Source organism: Photobacterium iliopiscarium, assembly GCF_003026395.1.
GTDB lineage: Bacteria > Pseudomonadota > Gammaproteobacteria > Enterobacterales > Vibrionaceae > Photobacterium > Photobacterium iliopiscarium.
Window position 1 is genome coordinate 582,987 of sequence record NZ_PYOO01000001.1, and the last position, 21,187, is coordinate 604,173.

Below are 21,187 nucleotides of genomic sequence, written 5' to 3' on the forward strand. Positions count from 1 at the left end.
AATCTAATACTTAGGCATTAGCGGTTGCGGGAGTGGTGTCGATTTCTTGATCGACTAATTGTTTTTCATAGGCTTTGAAGAATGGATACCAAATCACGGTATCAATCACCATCAGTACAATAACTAAGATAAATGCGCGGTAATCCCAAGCGGCTGAAATCATTGCACCAATAGGGGCTGGTGTTGTCCATGGTGCCATGGCAATCATTTTTTGAACGAGGTTTAAATGCAGAGCAAAATACGCCAGCGTTGCGTTGATCATTGGAACAATAATTAATGGGAAGAAAAGTAATGGATTCATTACAACGGGTGAGCCAAAAATTAATGGTTCATTAATGTTGAATAAGGCTGGAATGACACTTAGCTTACCAATAGTACGCAAATGAATGGAGCGACTACGAAGATAAAGAAATGCTAAGACTAATGTTGAACCGGAACCACCAACACAAATATAGAATGACCAATACGGTGCGGTAAGAATTTGCGTTGTGTCCATACCTTTTGACATTAAAGCAGCGTTAGTGGCAAGGTTTGCCATAAAAATAGGGTTAAGTAGCCCCGTTACGATATTGTCACCGTGAATTCCTGCAAACCATAATAAGTTAGCGATTAATAGGGCGATTAAGATGGCGGGTAGGGTGTCACCGAGCGCGACTAACGGCTGGAACAGTTGCATGATTGCCGCTGGAAGTAATAACCCATATTGGCTTTGTAAGAATAAGCTAATAGGGTACACCGTGATCATAATACCAATAACGGGATACAATAATTCAAATGACCGTGCTATCGCAGGCGGCACTTGCTCTGGCATTTTGATGGTGATGTTGTATTTTTTTAATAAATGAATTAATTCAACAGACCATAATGCACAAATTATCGCGGTAAATACCCCTTCACCACCAAGAAAGTCCATCGACATTTTGTTTTGGATTTGTGGTGCGGCAGCCAGTAAAAAAGCGGTTAACGATAACATCGCTGCGGTTAAGCCATCGAGCTTATAAGATTTAGCTAAGCTATATGCGGTCCCTAAACTGACAAAAACGCCCATGAGCCCCATTGTCATAAAATAGGGCATAGTAATTATGTCCCAATTATTTTTTGCGAAATGAAGCCACCATTGACCAAAAGATGATTGAGTATCAGCATCAAAAGGTGGGTTAGCAACAATTAACATAATGCTGCCAATAATTAAAAATGGCATGGCTGAAATAAAACCATCACGAATGGCTATAATATGACGTTGGCCGCCAATTTTAGCCGCAATGGGTGCTATTTTATTTTCAACGATATTCATCATCGAGGCATAAAGGCCCATAGTGAATTCCTTTCAATAATAAATCCGGTAAGCACGGGATTAACCGTGCTGTATTAAAATTATAAAAATAAACAAGAAGGGTAATTAGCCAATTAACGCTAATGCAGTTTCAAGTACTTTATCACCACGCATGGTGCCGTAATCCATCATATTAATAACTGCAACGGGCTTATTTAATGGTGTAGCAAGTTCAGTAATTCGTGCTAGTTCATATTTAACTTGAGGGCCAAGTAATACCACGTCATATTCTGGTAAATGTTCTTCAATATCAGAGATGGAAATCGCATTAATCATTGTTTCTAATGAATGTTCCTCTGCGGCTTGCTGCATTTTTTTAACTAACATACTGGTTGACATACCTGCCGCACAACAAAGTAAAATCTTTTTCATTTCAATACCTTTTGTAGTTATGGTTAGTTATGAGAGCGCTCTCATTTGCGACAACAATAAGGTTTGTAAGGAATGTTTTTTGTGATTAAAATCACCATTTCACAAATAAATGCCTTTTACGTATTTATTTATGTGATTAAGGTTTGATTTTGATGTCGGTGAATTTCAAATAAGATAAATGATATATAATCTATTAATTAACGGTGGTGAAAATTCTGAGATTAGAGAAATCATTGACCTTGGCTGAGTATTTGTGAGCGTCAGGAAATAATAGGTATGGTCAAAAATACATATTATTTAGGATTTAAAATGATCATATTTTCGATACACCTCTAATTTTATAGTGAATGTATGTTGAAAGTGACGTAAGTGTATTTTTTTACTTATAACGGTCTGTAACTAAAGTTAATATTATTATAATTTTAACTATGGTGATGAGTATGATGACGTCTAAAATATCAACCTCGCAGTTAGCAAAAGCAAAGGGGCTTGTTGCTAAGAATTTATTTACTGAATTATCTGAAGCTGGTTATATTACTCGTGATAATAAAGAATGGCTGTTAACGGATATTGGTAAAGCTGCACAAGGGGAATATAAACAATCATCTCAGTTTGGACAGTATATCGTTTGGCCTGAAGCATTAGAAATTATGACAGCGCCATTGTTTGAAGGGAAAAAATTATCAGCAACCCAAATAAGCACTCATTTTAAATTATCATCTCAAAAGATAAATCAGATACTTGATGAACTAGGCTGGATCAATAAAGCGGTTAAAGGTTGGAAAGTCAGTCAATCTGGTTCTCGATTAGGTGGTGTTCAAAAAGAGGATTCACGTACTGGCGTCCCTTATGTGATATGGGATGAAACGGTGCTAAAAAATGGCAGCTTACAGCATTCTGTTAATGAAATTACGGGTATGAATGCAGAGGTTAAAAGTACCGATAATTCAGTATCAAACTTTAGACAAAAATTTGAAGCAAAACACCGTGCTGCTGATGGTCATTATGTACGATCTAAAGCTGAAATGTTGATTGATAATTGGTTATATATGGCGGGTATTGTGCATGCTTATGAGCGAAAATTACCGATTGAAGAAGATTTATATTGTGATTTTTACCTTCCAACTGGCAAGGTATATATCGAATTTTGGGGATTAGAAGATGATCCTAAATATGCCCATCGTAAGAAAATAAAACAAGATCTGTATACAAAGTATGGATTTAATCTCATTGAGTTAAATGATAATGATGTGCAGAATCTTGATGATGTGTTGCCACGAATGTTATTGAAATTTGATATAAAAGCCTATTAAGGGAAGAGTAAAATAGAATAATAATGATCATTTTTATTGTGAGCGTTTATTTTACTTAATAGCTGATTAATCACTTAATCTAGTAAGGTGATTAATCAGATATTTACTGTTTATTTAGCGAAGGTTTGGCTAAGAAATAAAAACACGCTAATTATTGTAGGGATCGCACTGTATTTTCCTACTTGTTTAAGTGTTAATTTTGTTAGCTTTGGTGCAAGGATATTGACTAAAATACTGATATTACAAAAAATGAAAACGCCATAGGTTTTTATATCAATATCGTGGTCTTTTAGTAATTTTATTTGAGCAAGAATTAATATGACATTGAATGTAATACTCAGTAGTCGAGCAATCTGAAATTGAGTGGTATTAAAGTCATTTTGTAATGTATTTTCACTTGCTTTGATGAGGTCATTTTCTTGTTGACTCATTACTATTCATTCCTGCTGTAAAGGGGCTCACTGCTGCTTTACTCACCCTATATTTTGCGGATGAGTGGTATTAGCAGCTATTTTCCTAATCGATAATATTATAATCGCACAGCAACGTAGGTTGTGCAATTCTTCACACAGTGAACTTAACTTGCATTTTATGAGGCTATTTTTGGTTTTGTTGCTCTTTTTTTCTGGCAAGTTTTTCTGTACGTCGCAGTGTTCTATGGTGGTTACTTTCAGCACCAATATGTTGTTCACCGCGTGCTATGGCTAAAGCGATCTGTTTTTCACGTTCTCTAAAGCGTGCCAGTTGTTGCAAAGAGTGGTGGCCATGGCATTTAGGACAGCTTACACCTTGTTCATATAAATTCGATTGTTTGTCTGTGGCGGTAATGGGTAATCGACACGCGTTACAAATAGCATAATCAGCTTGTTCTAACTGATGGTTAACAGCGATGCGACCATCAAAGACATAGCAATCACCTTGCCATAGGCTGTCTTGTGGTGGAACCTCTTCGAGGTATTTTAAAATGCCACCTTCAAGATGATAAACTTCTTCAAAGCCTTGCTGTTTCATGTACGCCGTGGATTTTTCACAGCGAATGCCTCCGGTACAAAACATTGCTACTTTTTTATGTTTAGTAGGATCCATATTATTTTTAACATAATCAGGGAATTCTCTGAAAGTATCTGTATCGGGATTAATGGCACCTTTAAATGTCCCGATCTCTATTTCATAATCATTACGCGTATCTACGACTAAGACGTCAGGGTCAGTAATAAGATCATTCCATGCGCTGGGTTTAACGTAAGTGCCTACAACATGGCGAGGATCAATGCCTTCAATACCAAGGGTTACGATCTCTTTTTTGAGTTTCACTTTAGTTCGATTAAACGGCTGATAATCAGCAACTGATTCTTTATAAACAATGTTTCTTAGGGCGGTATCGGTATTTAACCATGCTAATAATGTATCAATGCCTTTACGATCAGCGGCAACCGTTCCGTTAATGCCCTCACTGGCTAATAATAGCGTGCCTCGAATGTGATGCTTTTCCATTAGATCCAGCATAGGTTGGCGCAATGCAAGATAATGCTTTAGTTCGACAAATTTATACAGAGCGCAAACAACATACTGACTCATGATATTTCCTTGTTTTTATTGGGAGTAATAACCGATTTAGTTCATGAAAATTATTATACCCGAGTAAAATAGTCAAGTATATGTAAGGTGTTAGATTTGTCATCGCTAGAGGGAATAAATCAACGAAAGAAAAGGCAGTTATTCGTGGGTTGTCGGTGTTGATCTGTACTGTGGTTGTGGCGTTTTCAAAAACAAAGGATGTTTGCTAAAATAGGTGAGTTGATTTATAGCATTGTCAGCGTAGTCATTAGCTGTTAGTGTCGCAGCCCTTATGCATGTGTTACTGCGTGCAACCTTATATTAAACAGCATATCCACACCGACTTTATTGTGTGGTGGTCGTGGTATGTTGACGTTTACAGGACATCATTTTGAGTCAGACGGCATTTTCTACCTTAAATCTTCATTCTGATCTATTGAGCAATTTAGACTCACTAGGTTATGAAGCTATGACACCTATTCAAGCTCAGAGTCTTCCGCTTATTATTGATGGCAAGGATGTCATTGCTCAAGGTAAAACAGGATCAGGTAAAACCGCAGCGTTTGGCTTAGGATTATTAAACAACCTTAATGTAAAACGTTTCCGTGTACAGACATTAGTTTTATGCCCAACGCGCGAACTTGCTGACCAAGTTGCTAAAGAAATTCGTCGTTTAGCGCGTGCTATTCATAACATTAAAGTGCTGACTTTATGTGGCGGCATGCCATTTGGACCTCAAATTGGTTCATTAGAGCACGGTGCTCATATTATTGTTGGTACACCAGGTCGTATTGAAGAACACGTTCATAAAGGTTTCTTATGCCTTGATGAGTTAAATACGTTAGTGCTTGATGAAGCCGACCGTATGCTAGAAATGGGTTTTCAAGATTCATTAGATGTAATTATTGATGCGGCACCAAGTGATCGTCAAACATTGCTATTTAGTGCGACTTTCCCTGATCAAATTGCATCAATTGCAAAACGTATCATGAAAAACCCAGTGCAAGTGAAAGTAGAATCTAGCCATGATGATAGCAGTATTTCACAGCACTTTTATAAAGTAAGTGGTAATGAAGCGCGTTTAGATGCCGTGCGTTTATTATTGAATCAACACCGTCCTGAATCGTGTGTGATTTTCTGTAATACTAAGCGTGAAGCACAAGAGATGTCTGATGATTTAGAAGACTTCGGCTTTAATTCAATTGCATTACATGGTGATTTAGAACAACGTGAACGTGATCGTACTCTAGTGTTGTTCTCTAACAAGAGTAAATCAATCTTAGTCGCGACTGACGTTGCAGCGCGTGGCTTGGATATCGATAATCTTGATATGGTGATTAACTACCATTTAGCACGTGACACTGAAGTACACGTGCACCGTATCGGTCGTACAGGCCGTGCTGGCAGTAAAGGTCTTGCATGTTCATTATTCAGTGATAAAGAGCATTACAAAGTTAAATTGCTTGAAGATTACCTTGATCGTGAAATTAACGGCGAAGCGTTACCTGCTGGCGATTTATTAGAACAACCGACGTTCCGTCCTGAAATGACCACGTTAATGATCGATGGTGGCAAAAAGCAAAAAGTACGCCCTGGTGATATTCTAGGTGCGCTAACCGGTGATAACGGTATTGCGGGAAGTGCTGTTGGTAAGATCAATGTATTTGATCATTGTGCTTATGTTGCAGTTAAACGTGATGTTGCACGTGAAGCTTTACAAAAATTAGAAAAAGGGCGTATTAAAGGCCGTAATTTCCGTTCGCGTCAATTACGCTAACAGCAATATATTACGCTGATAATAGCCATATTATGCCGATGCTGTGCTTTTTTAATAAAGCTATCATCGGCTTTTTTGTCATTGTAAACAGCGAAACATTAGCAATTGTTGGTTGATTGCGTCTTGATTGCGTCTTGGTTGTGATTTAGTTGTAGCGAATACGGTTGTTTCGTCTGTAAATTGGTCTTATAACGCGAATGATTTAACGTTAAACGCCGTGTTGTTATTTGTAGTGTATTTTAAAATGAGTATCCATTTATGCATCAAGATATGATTGGATTGACGATTGCAGGCCTCGGTGTACTTGGGCTTGGATGTCAATGGCTTGCATGGCGGATGAAATTACCCGCGATTTTATTATTATTGATTGCTGGATTATTAATTGGTCCGGTAGCTGGCGTATTTAACCCTAATATTCTTTTTGGTGATCTACTGTTTCCTCTGATTTCATTAGCGGTGGCGGTGATTTTGTTTGAGGGCAGTTTAACCTTGAACTTTGCTGAAATAAAAACGGTTCGAAAAAATGTAAAAAGTATTGTCACGATTGGTGCCATCGTCACATGGGTTATTACCAGTGTTGCTACGCATTATTTGCTCGACTTTAGTTGGTCATTGGCGTTCCTTTTTGGTTCGATGACCGTTGTAACGGGGCCAACAGTGATTGTGCCGTTGTTACGTACCGTAAGACCACAAGCAAAACTTGCCAATATTTTACGTTGGGAAGGGATCTTAATTGACCCTATTGGGGCTATTTTTGTGGTGATTGTGTATGAGTTCATTGTGTCTAGTAGCCCAATGCACAGTCTTGAAGTCTTTGGTTTAATGCTGTTGGTTGGATTAGTGATTGGTGCTGTTGCAGGTTGGCTTATTGCTTATGTGCTGCGTAATCACTTATTACCTGAATATTTACAACCATTTGCTGTATTAGCTGTTGTACTTGGTGTTTTTGCTGGTGCAAATGTACTTGAATCGGAAGCGGGTTTATTAGCCGTTACGGTTATGGGGATGTGGCTTGCAAATGCGAAAGATGTTGATATTCGCCATATTCTTCACTTTAAAGAAAACCTCACTATTTTATTAATTTCTGGGTTATTTTTAATTTTAGCATCACGGATTCAATTAGCTGATTTTCATGCATTAGGCTGGGGGGCAATTACATTATTTGTGGTGATCCAATTAGTCGCACGACCGGCTTCTATTTTTATATCAACAATATTCAGTGAATTAGCCTTTAAGGAAAAACTATTTTTAGCTTGGGTTGCACCTCGCGGTATTGTTGCTGCTGCCATTTCAGCATTATTTGCCCTTAAATTAATCGATGATGGTGTTGCTGGTGCGCAACTTTTAGTCCCACTGACTTTTATGGTGATTATCGGTACGGTGGTGCTACAAAGCTTAACTGCTCGGCCTATTGCTCGCTTACTTGGGGTTGCAGAGCCATCACCCAAAGGATTTTTAATTGTTGGTGCTAATGATGTTGCGCGAGAAATTGGATTAGCCCTTAAAAAATATGATTGTCGAGTAGTGATGACTGATTCTAACTGGGATTATATTCGCGCCGCTCGAATGGCTGGTTTAGAAACGTATTACGGTAATGCGGTTTCTAGCCATGCCGATGAATATTTGGATTTAATTGGGGTCGGCCATTTGTTAGCACTTACTCCAGATAAACACTTTAATGCGGTTGCCACAAGCCATTATGAAACGGATTTTGGACAACGTAATATCTTTCGCTTAAATGGTCGTCGACATAATAGTGGCCTAGAGAAGCACTCTGCAACTCAAGCTCATAGTGGTACTGTACTTTTCGGCGATGATATTAGTTATAAAAAACTAGCCAGTTTAATCAATCAAGGTGCTGAAATTAAGCATACTAAATTAAGTGATAATTTCACCCTTGAGGATTATTTTCAGCAATATAAAGGATCGTCACTTATTCCATTATTTGTCATTGATTTAAAGCAAAATATTTTCCCATTTACAGATGTTTCGACGTTAGAAGCAAAGGCAGGATGGACAATGATAGCTTTGGTAAAAGAATCAGTATAGCTATTACGTTCTTTGGCAAGGAAAGTAGATGATGCCCCGCTAAGCATTAGCTAGGTTAAAAGGTACTTCAACTTTCTACGGTATTTGGACATAAAAGACCCCCAAATAATTGGTGTTTAATTATTGGGGGTCAGTTCATGGTGGTACTTTTTGTTTTTTGCGATGAACTACTTAGCGTTTAAGGTGTTCATTTGTTGTTGTAATTTATCTAATTGCTGCATTTTTGTTTTTAATCCAAGTGATTCAGCGCTGATTGCCGCAGGGTTCATTTGAGTACTCATTTGCATCGGATAATCAGGGAGAGTATTAAAGAATTGACCTAATACGTCTTGCATTGGTACGAATAACCACATGTTGTCAGCCATCCAACGTAGATACATGCCAGATTCGTGTGGCGCTTTTTCAAATGGGTCTGCGCGAAGGTGAATAATTTGAGGCCAGTTTGGTGATACACGAACGGCATCGGCAATATTACCTTCCATGACCGCAAAATTTAATTTCCAATCTTGCCAACGTACTGAGTTTAACTCTCCATTGGCAGTGAAATAAAGCAGTGATTCACGTGGGCCTTTCTCTGTTTTTCCCTCAAATAAAGGTTTGAAGTCATAACCATCAATATGTACTTTAAATTCTTTACCATTGGCTTTATAACCGTTAGCGAGTTTTTCTTTTACATCTGGAACACCCGCAGCATCAAGTAAAGTGGGTAGCCAATCTTGGTGTGCCATCATTTGGTTAATTTTAGTGCCAGGTTTGATAGTGCCAGGCCAGCGTACCAGTTGAGGGACTCGCATTCCACCTTCCCATGTCGTGCCTTTTTCACCATAAAATGGCGTAGCACCACCATCTGGCCATGTTGCTGTTTCTGCGCCATTGTCGGTTGAGTAGATAACAATGGTATTATCTGTAATACCGAGTTGATCGAGTTTATCAAGTAAAATACCGACTTGATCGTCATGTTCCATCATGCCATCAGCATAAATACTAACCCCTGATACCCCGCGATACTTTTCTTGTAATCGAGTCCACACATGCATGCGAGTTGTGTTGTGCCAGATAAAGAATGGTTTATTTGCTTTAACCGCTTTTTCCATGAAAGCGAGTGATGAATCTAAGAATTCTTCGTCGGCATGTTCCATGCGTTTGCGGGTCATTGGGCCGGTGTCTTCAATTTTGCCGTCAGCATAGGATTTAATTACACCACGAGGACCATAGTTTTTACGGAATTCTGGATCTTTAGGGTAGTAATAGGTCTCAGGTTCTTCCTCTGCATTTAAGTGATAAAGATTACCAAAAAATTCGTCAAAGCCATGGTTGGTTGGTAAATGTTTATCTTGATCGCCTAAATGGTTTTTGCCAAATTGAGCCGTCATATAACCTTGCTCTTTTAATAGATCTGCAATTGTTGGAGCCCAATCGGGAATACCATGTTCAGATCCGGGCATTCCAATGGTCAATAAACCCGTCCTAAAAGGCTCTTGACCTGTAATGAAGGCGGCTCTCCCAGCAGTACAAGATTGTTGTCCATAGTGGTCAGTAAAAAGTGCACCTTCGTTAGCGATTCGGTCAATATTGGGTGTTTTATATCCCATCATTCCTTGGTTATAAGCACTGATGTTCCAATAACCCACATCATCCCCAAAAATAGCTAATATATTGGGTTGAGAGGCAGCCATTGCCGATCCTGAAGCAGCAAGTAGTCCAATACTAAGTGCAATTTTATTTAAATGATTCGCCATGTATAAGTCCCATTAATTGCGATTAATTATTTGCACTTTAAATGAGTAATAATAAAACGTCGCTTTATAGGCGTTATAACCAAAAGTTATTTTATTAACTAATATATTGATTATATATGGTTTTAATTAGCTTGGTGATAAGGAATGGCTCACAAGGAAGTGAGATCTTTGTCTAAGACTTTGGTGTGGGAATTTTATCTTAAATAAGTAATAAAGATATTTTCAGTGCGACATTGTTGCATTAATAAATGTGAAGTTTATGTTAATTGAATGTGGCTTGTATTTACTTTGTAGACTATAAATATAGAGATATTTCTTATTCATGTATACAGGAGTTTATATGCCAGTTAGAAAGGGAACTCACCGTCGATTAAGTATTCTAGCCGCCGTGATGATGGGCGCTTCTGGATATACTATTGCAGCAGAAAAGCCAAATATCTTAGTCATTTGGGGCGATGATATTGGGCAATCTAATATTAGTGCTTATACCTTTGGTTTAATGGGATATAAAACCCCCAATATTGATAGCATCGCCAAAGAAGGAATGATGTTTACTGATTATTACGCTGAACAATCGTGTACAGCGGGGCGTTCAACTTTTATTACTGGACAAGGGGTACTACGTACAGGATTAAGTAAAGTAGGTTTACCAGGGGCTGATATTGGTTTACAAGCCGAAGATGCGACCATTGCTGAAGTACTTAAACCTCAAGGGTATATGACGGGGCAATTTGGTAAAAATCACCTCGGTGATAAAGATGAAATGCTACCTACAAATCATGGTTTTGACGAATTCTTCGGTAATCTTTATCACTTAAATGCAGAAGAAGAGCCTGAGAATATTGATTATCCTAAAGATCCAGAATTCCGTAAAAAGTTTGGTCCTCGTGGTGTTATCCATTCTTATGCCGATGGTAAAATTGAAGATACTGGCCCACTAACCCGTAAGCGTATGGAAACGGTTGATGATGAAACGGCAGCGGCTGCGATTGATTTCATGGGACGTGCAGTGAAAGCCGATAAACCTTTCTTTGTGTGGTGGAATGCGACTCGTATGCACTTTAGAACCCACGTGAAGCCTGAGCTTCAAGGTTCAACCGGTATCAGTAACTATGCTGATGGTATGGTCGAGCACGATAATCACGTTGGTGAACTATTAAAAGCGGTAGATAAGCTAGGTATTAAAGATAATACCATTGTCTTTTATTCAACGGATAATGGCCCACATATGAACTCATGGCCGGATGCGGGTACAACGCCGTTCCGTAGTGAGAAAAATACTAACTGGGAAGGCGCATACCGCGTACCTGCAATGGTTCGTTGGCCGGGTAAGATTCAGCCTGGTGTTGTATCCAATGAAATTATGCACCACATGGACTGGCTACCAACATTTGCAGCCATCGCGGGTAACGACAAGATTAAAGAGGAGCTAAAAGAAGGCACTAAACTCGGTAACAAGAGTTTTAAAAATCATCTTGATGGCTATAACTTCCTACCTTATTTAACAGGAAAAGAAGATAAAGGTCGTCGTGAAGAGATCTTCTACTTTACCGATGATGGTGATTTAGCTGCGTTGCGTTATAACAAATGGAAAGCTGTGTTCATGGAGCAACGTATGAAAGGTACGTTACAAATTTGGGCCGAACCTTTTGTTACCCTACGTGTGCCTAAACTGTTTAATTTACGTATGGACCCATATGAAGTCGCTGATGTAACGTCAAATACTTACTATGATTGGTTATTAGATCACGCGTATATGTTTGTTCCGGCACAAGCGTATGTAGGCAAATATCTAGAAACCTTTAAAGCGTTCCCACCTCGTCAAGAAGCGGCAAGTTTTAGTTTGGATCAGGTAATGGAAAAACTGAAACAACCGCAGAGTAAGTAATTAAACATTGATTAATATTTGGGCTCTTCGGGGCCCATTTTTCTTATCTAAGATAAACCGCTTTTATTCACATAACCGTTAATGCTAATGGAAAATTCATCCGATATAAGCTATATCTGAAATATCGCTATATTTTATTTTAAATACAATGATTTAGTTAATATCAATACAAGGATGTATATGATTGATAAACCAGTCTTCGCTATTTTTTGCCAAGTATGGATAAGCCTAATGATGTTGACATCAACGGCTTTTGCTGCGGATTTTGTGGGTAGTGATCAGTGTATTGATTGTCATAAAGAGCAGGTCGAGGCATGGAAAGGCTCAGATCACGACATGGCGATGAAGCACGCTGATAAAGACAGTGTGTTAGGTGATTTCAATGATGCGACGATCAAATTTAAAGGCAAAGTGAATCGTTTTTTTACTAAAGGCGATCAATATTGGGTCAATATTGAAGGGCCTGATAACCAGTTTCATGATTATAAAATTAGTTATACGTTTGGCTTTGAACCACTACAGCAATATATGGTGGAATTTGACGATGGACGTATTCAATTAATTCCATTTGCTTGGGATGCTAGAGCGCAAGAGCAAGGAGGACAGCGTTGGTATCATCTTTATCCTGAAATGGAAAAAACTGATGCGTTTTATTGGACTAACACTGGTCAGAATTGGAACTTCATGTGTGCAGATTGTCATTCTACCGATGTTAAGAAAAACTATGATGCTAAAACGAATACTTATAACACCCAATGGTTTGAAATAAACGTTGGTTGTGAAGCTTGTCATGGGCCTGCCAGTGATCATATTTCATGGGCTAAAGGTGAGCAAAAAAACACTACGGCTCATTATGGTTTTGGACGTGATTTAAGTAAGTCTGTTAAAGAATGGGTGTTTAAAGAAGGGCATTCAACCTTGCAGCCCAAAGAAATTCAATTTACAGATCAAATAACGGTGTGCGCGCAATGTCATAGTCGTCGAGTGCAATTAAATGAAGACCAAGCACACGTTAATGGCTCACTACTAGACAGTTATTTACCGAGCTTAATTACGTCTGAGTTATACCATAATGATGGTCAGATTTATGATGAAGATTATGTTTATGGTTCTTTCATGCAGTCAAAAATGGCTGAAAAAGGGGTAACCTGTACTAACTGTCACAATCCGCATTCAACCAAATTAGAGATTCCAGAACAGGCCGTCTGTAGTCAATGCCATATAGCATCAGAATATACGCCGGAAAAACATACTTTTCATAAAGCAAACACAGAAGCCTCACAATGTACCACTTGCCATATGCCTGAAACGACGTATATGGGGGTGGATGCTCGACGTGATCATAGTTGGCAAATTCCTCGTCCTGATTTAAGTAAAAATATTGGTACCCCCAATGTCTGTACTCAATGTCATCAACAACAAGATGATGCTTGGGCTGATAAACACGTCGGTCAATGGTTCCCTGATTCACCTTATCGAAATCAACAACATTTTGCGGTCGCATTTTATGCCGCTGATATTAATTATCGAGGCGCAGGTGATGCACTGTCTTACACGGCTCAAGATGTAAAACAAGCGGGGATCATTCGTGGTTCAGCATTACAGCGCTTGGGTGCTTTTCCAAGTAAGAATACGATTGTGGCTTTAGGACGAGCAATAAAACATGACGATCCATTAATACGTTTAGGCGCAATTCAAGGCTCTGCTGGATATTCAGCTTACGATCGGTGGCAGATATTATCGCCGTTATTAACCGATAAAGTACTTGGTGTGCGAACGGAAGCGGCAGGAGCATTAGCGGCATATTGGCCAGAGTGGAACCCATTACAGCGAGAACAGTTATCGCCAGCATTAGATGAGTACATTGAAATTCAATTATTTAATGCCGACAGAGGCTTTGGAATGACGAACTTAGGCAATGTCTATCGTGCTCAGGGAGAATTTAAACAAGCAGAACAGGCATATTTAAAGGCAATAAAAGTTGAGCCTTACTTTGTTAATAGTTATGTCAATCTTGCTGATTTATATCGAGCACAAGGCAATGAAATGAAAGGGGTTGCATTAATGCAGCAGGGGATCACCGCGCAACCTAAATCTGGGGCATTACGTTATAGCACAGGGCTGGCATTATTACGTCTAAACGACAAAGCACAAGCATCCACTTATTTTAAACAAGCGACAGCCGTTGATCCTCAAAATGCGCAATATTGGTATATTTATGGTCTTTCTTTAGAACAGAGTAATACCAATCAAGCCGTAAATGCATTAGCAACAGCATTCAGTTTGAGTGCAAATCCGCAGCATTTATTTGCCCAGTGTGATCTGTTGTTAAAAGCGAAATCATCACAAGCAAAAGTCTGTATTACTCAGTTGGAACAATACGCCCCTAAAAATGTCATTGATGCACTTAAGAAACGGCTTTATTGATGAGGACTATAACCAATAGTTATGGCGGATTTGATTAAGATAATACGCAGTCAATAATCAGGCAAGTGGGCATAAGGAGAAAACATGAATCAAACTCAACAGGCTATTACAACGCTTATCTCTCAAGTCGAGGCATCGGTGATTGGTCAATCCGATGTGGTTCGTGCACTTGTTATTGGGTTATTAACGCAGGGACACGTTTTACTTGAAGGATTACCCGGCACGGCAAAAACACGCTCAGTTAAGTCATTGGCGGATAATTTACAGACCTCATTTGGACGAATTCAATTTACGCCTGATTTACTGCCTTCCGATGTAACAGGAACTGAAGTCTATCAAGAATTAAATGGTAAACCGCAATTGCATTTTCAAGCTGGACCTATTTTTAATAGCATTGTGCTTGCCGATGAAATTAACCGCGCACCAGCAAAAGTTCAAGCGGCGTTATTGGAAGCGATGGCAGAAAGAACAATAACCGTCGGTGATAAAACGCACGTATTACCAGAACTTTTTATGGTACTAGCGACGCAAAACCCCGTAGAACAAGAGGGAACGTATCCACTACCCGAAGCGCAAATGGATCGATTTATTATGAAGATCAGCGTTGATTACCCTGATGATGATGCTGAACTTGAGATTATTCGCCTTGTGCGCCGTGAAGAAACTGATTCTAAGCTAACCGCTGAACCGGATACCGATAAAAATAACGCTAATACTAATACTAATACCAATATTCAATTAGATCCCTCCATTGTGATGCAAGCACGAGCTGAGCTTGCGCTGGTGGAAATATCTGAAATTAGTGAACGTTATATTGTGGCGTTAGTGATGGCAACGCGTAAACCTGAACGTTATTTAGCATCGTCACTTTCTCGTTGGATAGAGGTGGGAGCAAGTCCTCGCGCTTCAATTGCATTAGACAAATGTGCCCGTGCTTATGCATGGCTACAAGCGAGAGATTATGTTGAACCTGATGATATTCGAGCAATGGCACACGCGGTATTAGGACATCGGATTACGTTGAGCTATGACGCATTAGCTGATGGTGTGACTCAACAACAAGTGATAGATGAATTGTTGGATTATGTTGTTATTGGGTAGGGCTTTTTATGAGTAAAAAAAGCACAGACAGCCGTATTCATTGTGAATATAGCCAACTTATTAAATTACAATCTCAAGCGGGATTTTTCAGCTTATTACCCAATTTAAAAGCAGGTACAGCGTTGTCGGGTCGCCATTCGTCTATTTTTCGAGGACGGGGATTAAATTTTGAAGAGTTACGACATTACCAATTAGGGGATGACATTCGTAATCTTGATTGGAAAGTGACGCTGCGAACGGGAAAACCCCATGTTCGCTCATATACCGAGGAGAAAGATCGCAATTTTATTATTTGTGTCGATCAACGCAGCAGTATGTTCTTTTCATCCATTGATACCATGAAATCAGTGGTTGCCGCAGAATTGGCAGCATTGACCGCATGGCGCATTCTTAAAGATAGCGATCGTGTTGGGTTTATTATTAATACTCCCGATCAAATTCATTGGTTAAAGCCAAAGCGATCTCAAGCTGACCTGCTGCATCGATTACAGCTATTGTCTGATGTGAATCAATCGCTTGATGTCAGCAGTAATGACAACTATGAGGTTGGATTTACTCAATTTGTTACGTTATTAGGTCGTTTGAAACTCAAAGAAGCCACCATCATTATTTTAAGTGATTGGCATGGGGCCACGGTTGATGAAATTACCCATCTGAAACATCTACAAAAACATAATGATCTATTAGGGGTATTAATTTCTGATCCTTTTGAATCTCAGTTTCCATCGCAATACAGCCATTGGGTGGTGGGTGATGGAGCGTATCAACTTAATTTAAGTGATGCTAAGCGGTTTGATTTAGCCAATAAAGGCTTAGGTGAACATCAAGATTTAAAGAAAGAGCAATTAATTCAATTGATGGCGACAAAAGGGCTGCCATTGATTGAAGCGGATACGTCGGGTCATCATCTTGAACAATTTAAACGTGCAATTGGAGGCCGATAATGAGCATTCATGCGCCACCTAGTAATTACATGTTAAGAAATATGAGTGAGGTGACAATACCTGATCATGTGAGCTGGTTTCCTCAAACTATTGGCTGGAAAGTCGTTGCGGCTATTTTGATTGTTGTTGCTTTATATTATGTTATTCAATCGATTAGGTTGTGGTGGAATAACCGTTACCGCCGAGAAGCAATGGCTCTGATGACCGTCATGCAAGCCTCAATAAATAGCACCAGTATGCCATTATCATTGCCTTTAGATGTATTTGAAGTGATGAAAGCGGTATTAGTTTATCTTAATCCTCAAAAAGCCAATGCCTTTGGTGAAAAATTCCTTACTGATTTAGATGAGTATCGCTCACCACAAACTACACTCTTTAATGATGATCTTGGTCAGAAGTGGATGCGGTCTTTGGTGCGAAAACAGTGTCCATTATCCAAGCAAGAATTATCAGCACTAATGACGTTATGCCAGCAATGGTTAGTCGAACATGGTGAACTTCATTTAAAGATAAATGGAGGCCAAAATGTTGTTTAGTCAATTGGAGTTAGTGAATCCATATTGGTTATGGCTATTACCATTACCGATTATTATTTATTGGTTTATTCCTGCTTATCGCACTCGTCAATCAGCGATAAAAGTGCCTTTTTTTGATGTGCTAGTACAAGCGTTAGATGAAACGCCGTCTGCGGGGGCAAGTCAGTTAAGTGCCCGTTATTGGCAAAAAACATTGCTAATTATTTCATGGTGTTTATTAATTTTCGCCTTAACTAAGCCGACTATTTTAGGTCCACCACAAACACGAGAAAGTTTAGGGCGAGATGTGATGGTGGTCGTGGACTTATCAGGCTCCATGGCTGAGCGAGATTTTGTCTCAAAAACAGCATCTGATAATGGTGGTATTCAGAAAATATCACGCTTAGATGCTGCGAAAGAAGTACTAGCTGATTTCGCAACAACGCGTCAAGGGGATCGCTTAGGGCTGATTTTATTTGGCGATGCTGCGTTTGTGCAAACACCGTTTACAGCGGATCAAAAAGTATGGTTAGCACTCTTAAATCAAACTGATGTGGCAATGGCTGGTCAAAGTACCCATTTGGGTGATGCAATCGGGCTCGCGATTAAAGTGTTTGAGCAAAGTGCATCTGCTGAACTTTCTACTTCAACCGAGCCTCAACAACAGAATGAAAAAAATGAGAAACCTCGAGAGAAAGTTGCGATTGTATTAACTGATGGTAATGATACTGGCAGCTATGTTGAGCCGATTGATGCCGCTAAAGTTGCTGCGGCTAAAAATGTTCGTATTCATATGATCGCCATGGGGGATCCCACCACGATTGGAGAAAAAGCATTAGATATGGATGTGATCAATCGGGTTGCGGAAGTATCTGGAGGGCAAGCATTTCAAGCTATTAATCGGAATGAATTAGAACAAGCTTATGCGGTAATTGGTGAGTTAGAGCCGCAGTTATATAAAAGCACCACATATCGACCTAAAAAGTCGATTCATCAATACCCGATTATGCTGATTGTAGTGATGTATCTGTTTGGCTTTGGGGTTGCAACGATGCGACGACAGTTGACATCATCGTCAAATAAAGCCGCGCCAGACTCAGGAGAAAAACATGTTTAATTCCCTGATGTGGCAACAAATTGTTGATAATTTTCATTTTATTCGCCCGTGGTGGTTATTGCTCTTGGTTCCTTTTTCCATTGTGATTTATTTACGCTGGAAACAAGATTCAAACAAGGAATGGCAGCAACAACTACCACAACATTTGCGTCGAGTTTTAACCATTGGTGATAGTGGTTGGAAAAAACAATTACCGCTGAAGTTGTTAAGTGTATCCATGTTGGTGGCGATTATTGTGTGTGCTGGCCCGACATGGGAACGTGAAGCTTCACCTTTTGGGGAAGATAAAGCCGCTTTATTGATTGTGCTTGATAACAGTGAATCTATGTTACAAAAAGATCTTGCCCCTAATCGCTTAGAACGTGCGAAACAAAAGATTCGAGATTTAATTGTATTACGTCAGGGGGGTAAAACAGGGTTAGTCGTTTTTGCAGGTTCAGCGCATTTAGCGATGCCATTAACCAAAGATGATGCTGTTTTTGCACCTTTTTTAGCGGCGATTCAGCCTGATATTATGCCGATAAAAGGGAAAAACGCTGAAACAACGTTAGCGTTAATTGAGCCTCAACTAGGCCCTGAAAGTGCGGGGACTGTTTTATTGATCTCTGATGGTGTAAACCCGGCAACGATTGAAGCATTTGAAACGTATTTCTCAACCAGTCCTTATCAATTATTGGTGCTGGCAGCGGGCAATAACGATCGCGTCAGTAATGAACCTCTTGATTTGGCATCACTTAAATCTCTTGCAAAAAATACGCAGGGGAGCGTAGTGGAAGTGACTATTGATGATAGTGATATCAAGGCACTTAACCGTAATATTGAACGCCATATGCAGTTAAATAATGAATCTGCAATGCCATGGAAAGACATGGGGTATTTTTTGCTGTTTCCCGTAACATTATTGATGTTGTTATGGTTTAGAAAAGGGTGGTTAGTCAAATGGTGTTTAGTGGCGGTTATTGTGTTTCCAAGTTTTTATTCAACGACCACTTATGCGGAAACAGTAAGCCTAAAAGCGGCTACAAATGAGCCGATAGCTGATGTTACGATGTGGGATAAGACAGTACATTGGTGGATGAATATTTGGCTGACGCCGGATCAACAAGGGCAATGGTATTTTAATCAGTTTGATTATTTAACCGCAGCAAAGCGTTATCAAGATCCATTAAAAAAAGGCACCGCTTATTATTATGCGGGTGAATATAAATTATCTCACAGTACTTTTTTACAAGTAAAAACACCCCAAAGTCTTTTTAATGCTGCGAATGCCCTCGCAAGGCAAAGAGAATATGTTGCTGCGCGTGATCTTTATCAGTTATTGCTTGATAGCGGTGAACTTGAAACGGAATTAAAAGCACCGGTCGAAAACAATTTAGCCCTTATGCAAGGCATCGTTGATGAAGTAAATCGTATTAGTGAAAGCCAAAAAGGCAGTACTGATGGTCCTGAAGAGTCGTTTGAATTAGGTGATGATAAGCCTAAAACAGGGGATGGCGCTGATGAAAAAGTGGATGCTGCAATGATGGCAAAAGAGACGCTTAATGCGAACGAAATATTAGGCAGCCAAGAGCTTGCTGATAAATGGTTGCGTCGTGTAGAAGCTGATCCTAAGTATTTTTTACGTGCTAAATTTCAATTGCAGCTTCGTTCGCAATCAGTGGATATAAAAGATGTGTCTAACGAGGAGATTAAATAATGCCTCCCTATAATGCTCACCATTATTTTCAACGCTACGCTATCTATGTTTTGGTTATGCTTGCGCTCACATTGCTGTCAATAAGTGTTAATGCACAAGCAAGCACAGTCAATATGGTTGATAAATCAGATCAAGTGACAATAAAAACATGGTTAAGTGATACCGATAATATCCGCAAAACAAAAAACAGCAAGACGTCAACCTATGCCGTTAATCAACAAATTATTCTCTATATCGAAGTGATTACACCACGATGGTTTACTGGCGGAACGCGAATCGCACCGATTGAAATACCCAATGTAGTGGCTAAACAGCGCAATCCATTAGCGATGAATTTTACCGAAAAAAAAGAGGGTATTACCTGGACCCATCAACGTTGGGAAATAACATTATATCCTCAAGCTGAGGGACATTTTGTGGTGCCCTCAACGGCTGTAACGGTACAAGTGTCACGTCCTAATTCAACCAATGCCACTGGGGTTTTATATACCGAACCACAGGCGTTCTCCACTATTATTCCATCAGGATTATTAAGTGAGCAATCGGCATGGATTTCTGGGCAAGATTTCTCGGTTGAACAGCAATGGAGTCAATCTAACCCTGAATTAAAAGCAGGGGATGCGATCACGCGAACTTTAACTGTAAAAGGGGCGAATACTTTAGCCATGTTGATTCCAAAACTGATTCAACCAATAGCGACTGCGGATTATCAAATCTATCCTCAACCTAATCAATTAAGTGATTCACAAACCCGTGGTGATTATTTATCTGAGCGAAAAGAATCGGTTGTTTATGTTCTTCAAAATGGCGGCAATGTGAGTTTCCCTGCTATTCATTTAACCTGGTGGAATACTGAGAACCAAACATTAGAAACTATTACCCTTGAGGGACAATCTTTTTATATTGCGCATACATTAAGCTCGTGGCTACACCAATATTGGCATGGATTAATCGCCTTAATTATTGCGATTGTGGTGATAACGTTGATTGGGTTTAAAACTATAACCTATTATAAAACACACCCGTTACCTGCTTGGTTTATTTATGCTAACGCCGTAAAACAACAGCAATGGAGCCAAGTGAGAGTGTTACTTTACCGCGTATTAAGAAAGCACAGCGATCAGTTACAATTAAAACAATATTGTGTAACGACTGATTGGCAACAAGGTGCGACTCAGTTTCAATCGCACGGTATTACAAAAAAATTATCACTGTCTTTATGGCAACAGATCACTCAATCAGGGCGAGGTTTGAATGCTATTCGTGCAAAGTGTAAGCCCAAGCCTGTTTTTCCTCATTTGAACAAACAACGTACAAAATATAAGAAAAATTAAGCGTATTAACACAAAAACGGGATGA

General features: G+C 39.4%; 15 protein-coding genes and 2 pseudogenes. 12 read left to right on the forward strand and 5 right to left on the reverse strand.

All coding sequences use genetic code 11. The features are described from left to right. Positions 1–10: 10 nt before the first annotated feature. Positions 11–1,315 carry a PTS sugar transporter subunit IIC gene (locus tag C9J51_RS02465; protein ID WP_107249866.1) on the reverse strand — a complete coding sequence of 435 codons (1,305 nt, stop codon included), beginning with the start codon at positions 1,313–1,315 and terminating at the stop codon, positions 11–13. A gap of 84 nt (positions 1,316–1,399) precedes the next feature. Further along, complete coding sequence (locus tag C9J51_RS02470) at positions 1,400–1,705, reverse strand: PTS sugar transporter subunit IIB (protein ID WP_107237563.1); 306 nt, start codon at positions 1,703–1,705, stop codon at positions 1,400–1,402. Between the two features lie 443 nt (positions 1,706–2,148). On the opposite strand from C9J51_RS02470, the gene C9J51_RS02475 reads away from it, so the two are divergent. After that, positions 2,149–3,018: a glycerol kinase gene (locus C9J51_RS02475; RefSeq protein ID WP_107180317.1), complete on the forward strand. Its 870-nt coding sequence runs from the start codon at positions 2,149–2,151 to the stop codon at positions 3,016–3,018. A 110-nt stretch (positions 3,019–3,128) separates the two neighbouring features. Here the strand turns inward: C9J51_RS02475 and C9J51_RS02480 are convergent, their stop codons facing one another. Together C9J51_RS02480 and trhO are read right to left on the reverse strand one after the other, a co-directional pair. Next, positions 3,129–3,449 (reverse strand): hypothetical protein, encoded by a 321-nt coding sequence (locus C9J51_RS02480; RefSeq protein ID WP_045035369.1) that lies wholly within the window; start codon positions 3,447–3,449, stop codon positions 3,129–3,131. Between the two features lie 166 nt (positions 3,450–3,615). After that, positions 3,616–4,596 carry an oxygen-dependent tRNA uridine(34) hydroxylase TrhO gene (gene trhO, locus C9J51_RS02485; protein ID WP_107274843.1) on the reverse strand — a complete coding sequence of 327 codons (981 nt, stop codon included), beginning with the start codon at positions 4,594–4,596 and terminating at the stop codon, positions 3,616–3,618. Between the two features lie 370 nt (positions 4,597–4,966). On the opposite strand from trhO, the gene dbpA reads away from it, so the two are divergent. Then, the gene (dbpA, locus tag C9J51_RS02490; RefSeq protein WP_045039764.1) at positions 4,967–6,352 is read left to right on the forward strand and encodes an ATP-dependent RNA helicase DbpA; all 1,386 of its coding nucleotides are present in this window, start codon (positions 4,967–4,969) and stop codon (positions 6,350–6,352) included. Positions 6,353–6,610: 258 nt separating this feature from the next. Next, the gene (locus tag C9J51_RS02495) at positions 6,611–8,401 is read left to right on the forward strand and encodes a cation:proton antiporter (protein WP_045039765.1); all 1,791 of its coding nucleotides are present in this window, start codon (positions 6,611–6,613) and stop codon (positions 8,399–8,401) included. Between the two features lie 167 nt (positions 8,402–8,568). Here the strand turns inward: C9J51_RS02495 and C9J51_RS02500 are convergent, their stop codons facing one another. After that, entirely contained in the window at positions 8,569–10,140 is a 1,572-nt protein-coding gene (locus C9J51_RS02500; protein WP_045039766.1) for an arylsulfatase, read from the reverse strand. A 340-nt stretch (positions 10,141–10,480) separates the two neighbouring features. On the opposite strand from C9J51_RS02500, the gene C9J51_RS02505 reads away from it, so the two are divergent. The 9 genes and pseudogenes from C9J51_RS02505 to C9J51_RS02540 all read left to right on the forward strand — a co-directional run bounded on the left by C9J51_RS02505 (position 10,481) and on the right by C9J51_RS02540 (position 21,162). Further along, entirely contained in the window at positions 10,481–12,028 is a 1,548-nt protein-coding gene (locus tag C9J51_RS02505) for an arylsulfatase (protein ID WP_045035373.1), read from the forward strand. 231 nt (positions 12,029–12,259) lie between these two features. After that, the gene (locus C9J51_RS02510) at positions 12,260–14,455 is read left to right on the forward strand and encodes a tetratricopeptide repeat protein (protein ID WP_181314813.1); all 2,196 of its coding nucleotides are present in this window, start codon (positions 12,260–12,262) and stop codon (positions 14,453–14,455) included. An 84-nt stretch (positions 14,456–14,539) separates the two neighbouring features. Next, positions 14,540–15,128, forward strand: a pseudogene (locus tag C9J51_RS19740) (AAA family ATPase); the annotation flags it as partial. Positions 15,129–15,208: 80 nt separating this feature from the next. After that, positions 15,209–15,556, forward strand: a pseudogene (locus C9J51_RS19745) (AAA family ATPase); the annotation flags it as partial. 8 nt (positions 15,557–15,564) lie between these two features. Beyond that, entirely contained in the window at positions 15,565–16,500 is a 936-nt protein-coding gene (locus C9J51_RS02520) for a DUF58 domain-containing protein (protein ID WP_045039769.1), read from the forward strand. Beyond that, positions 16,500–17,036, forward strand: coding sequence for a DUF4381 domain-containing protein (locus C9J51_RS02525; RefSeq protein WP_045039770.1), 537 nt, complete (start codon positions 16,500–16,502; stop codon positions 17,034–17,036). The genes C9J51_RS02520 and C9J51_RS02525 overlap by 1 nt, the downstream gene beginning before the upstream one ends. Further along, a complete protein-coding gene (locus C9J51_RS02530) occupies positions 17,026–18,132 on the forward strand; it encodes a VWA domain-containing protein (protein WP_045039771.1) in 1,107 nt (368 codons plus the stop codon). Before C9J51_RS02525 ends, C9J51_RS02530 begins: the two co-directional genes overlap by 11 nt. Beyond that, a complete protein-coding gene (locus C9J51_RS02535) occupies positions 18,125–19,828 on the forward strand; it encodes a vWA domain-containing protein (RefSeq protein ID WP_045039772.1) in 1,704 nt (567 codons plus the stop codon). Before C9J51_RS02530 ends, C9J51_RS02535 begins: the two co-directional genes overlap by 8 nt. Next, a complete protein-coding gene (locus C9J51_RS02540) occupies positions 19,828–21,162 on the forward strand; it encodes a BatD family protein (protein ID WP_045039773.1) in 1,335 nt (444 codons plus the stop codon). The genes C9J51_RS02535 and C9J51_RS02540 overlap by 1 nt, the downstream gene beginning before the upstream one ends. The last annotated feature ends 25 nt before the right edge of the window (positions 21,163–21,187 follow it).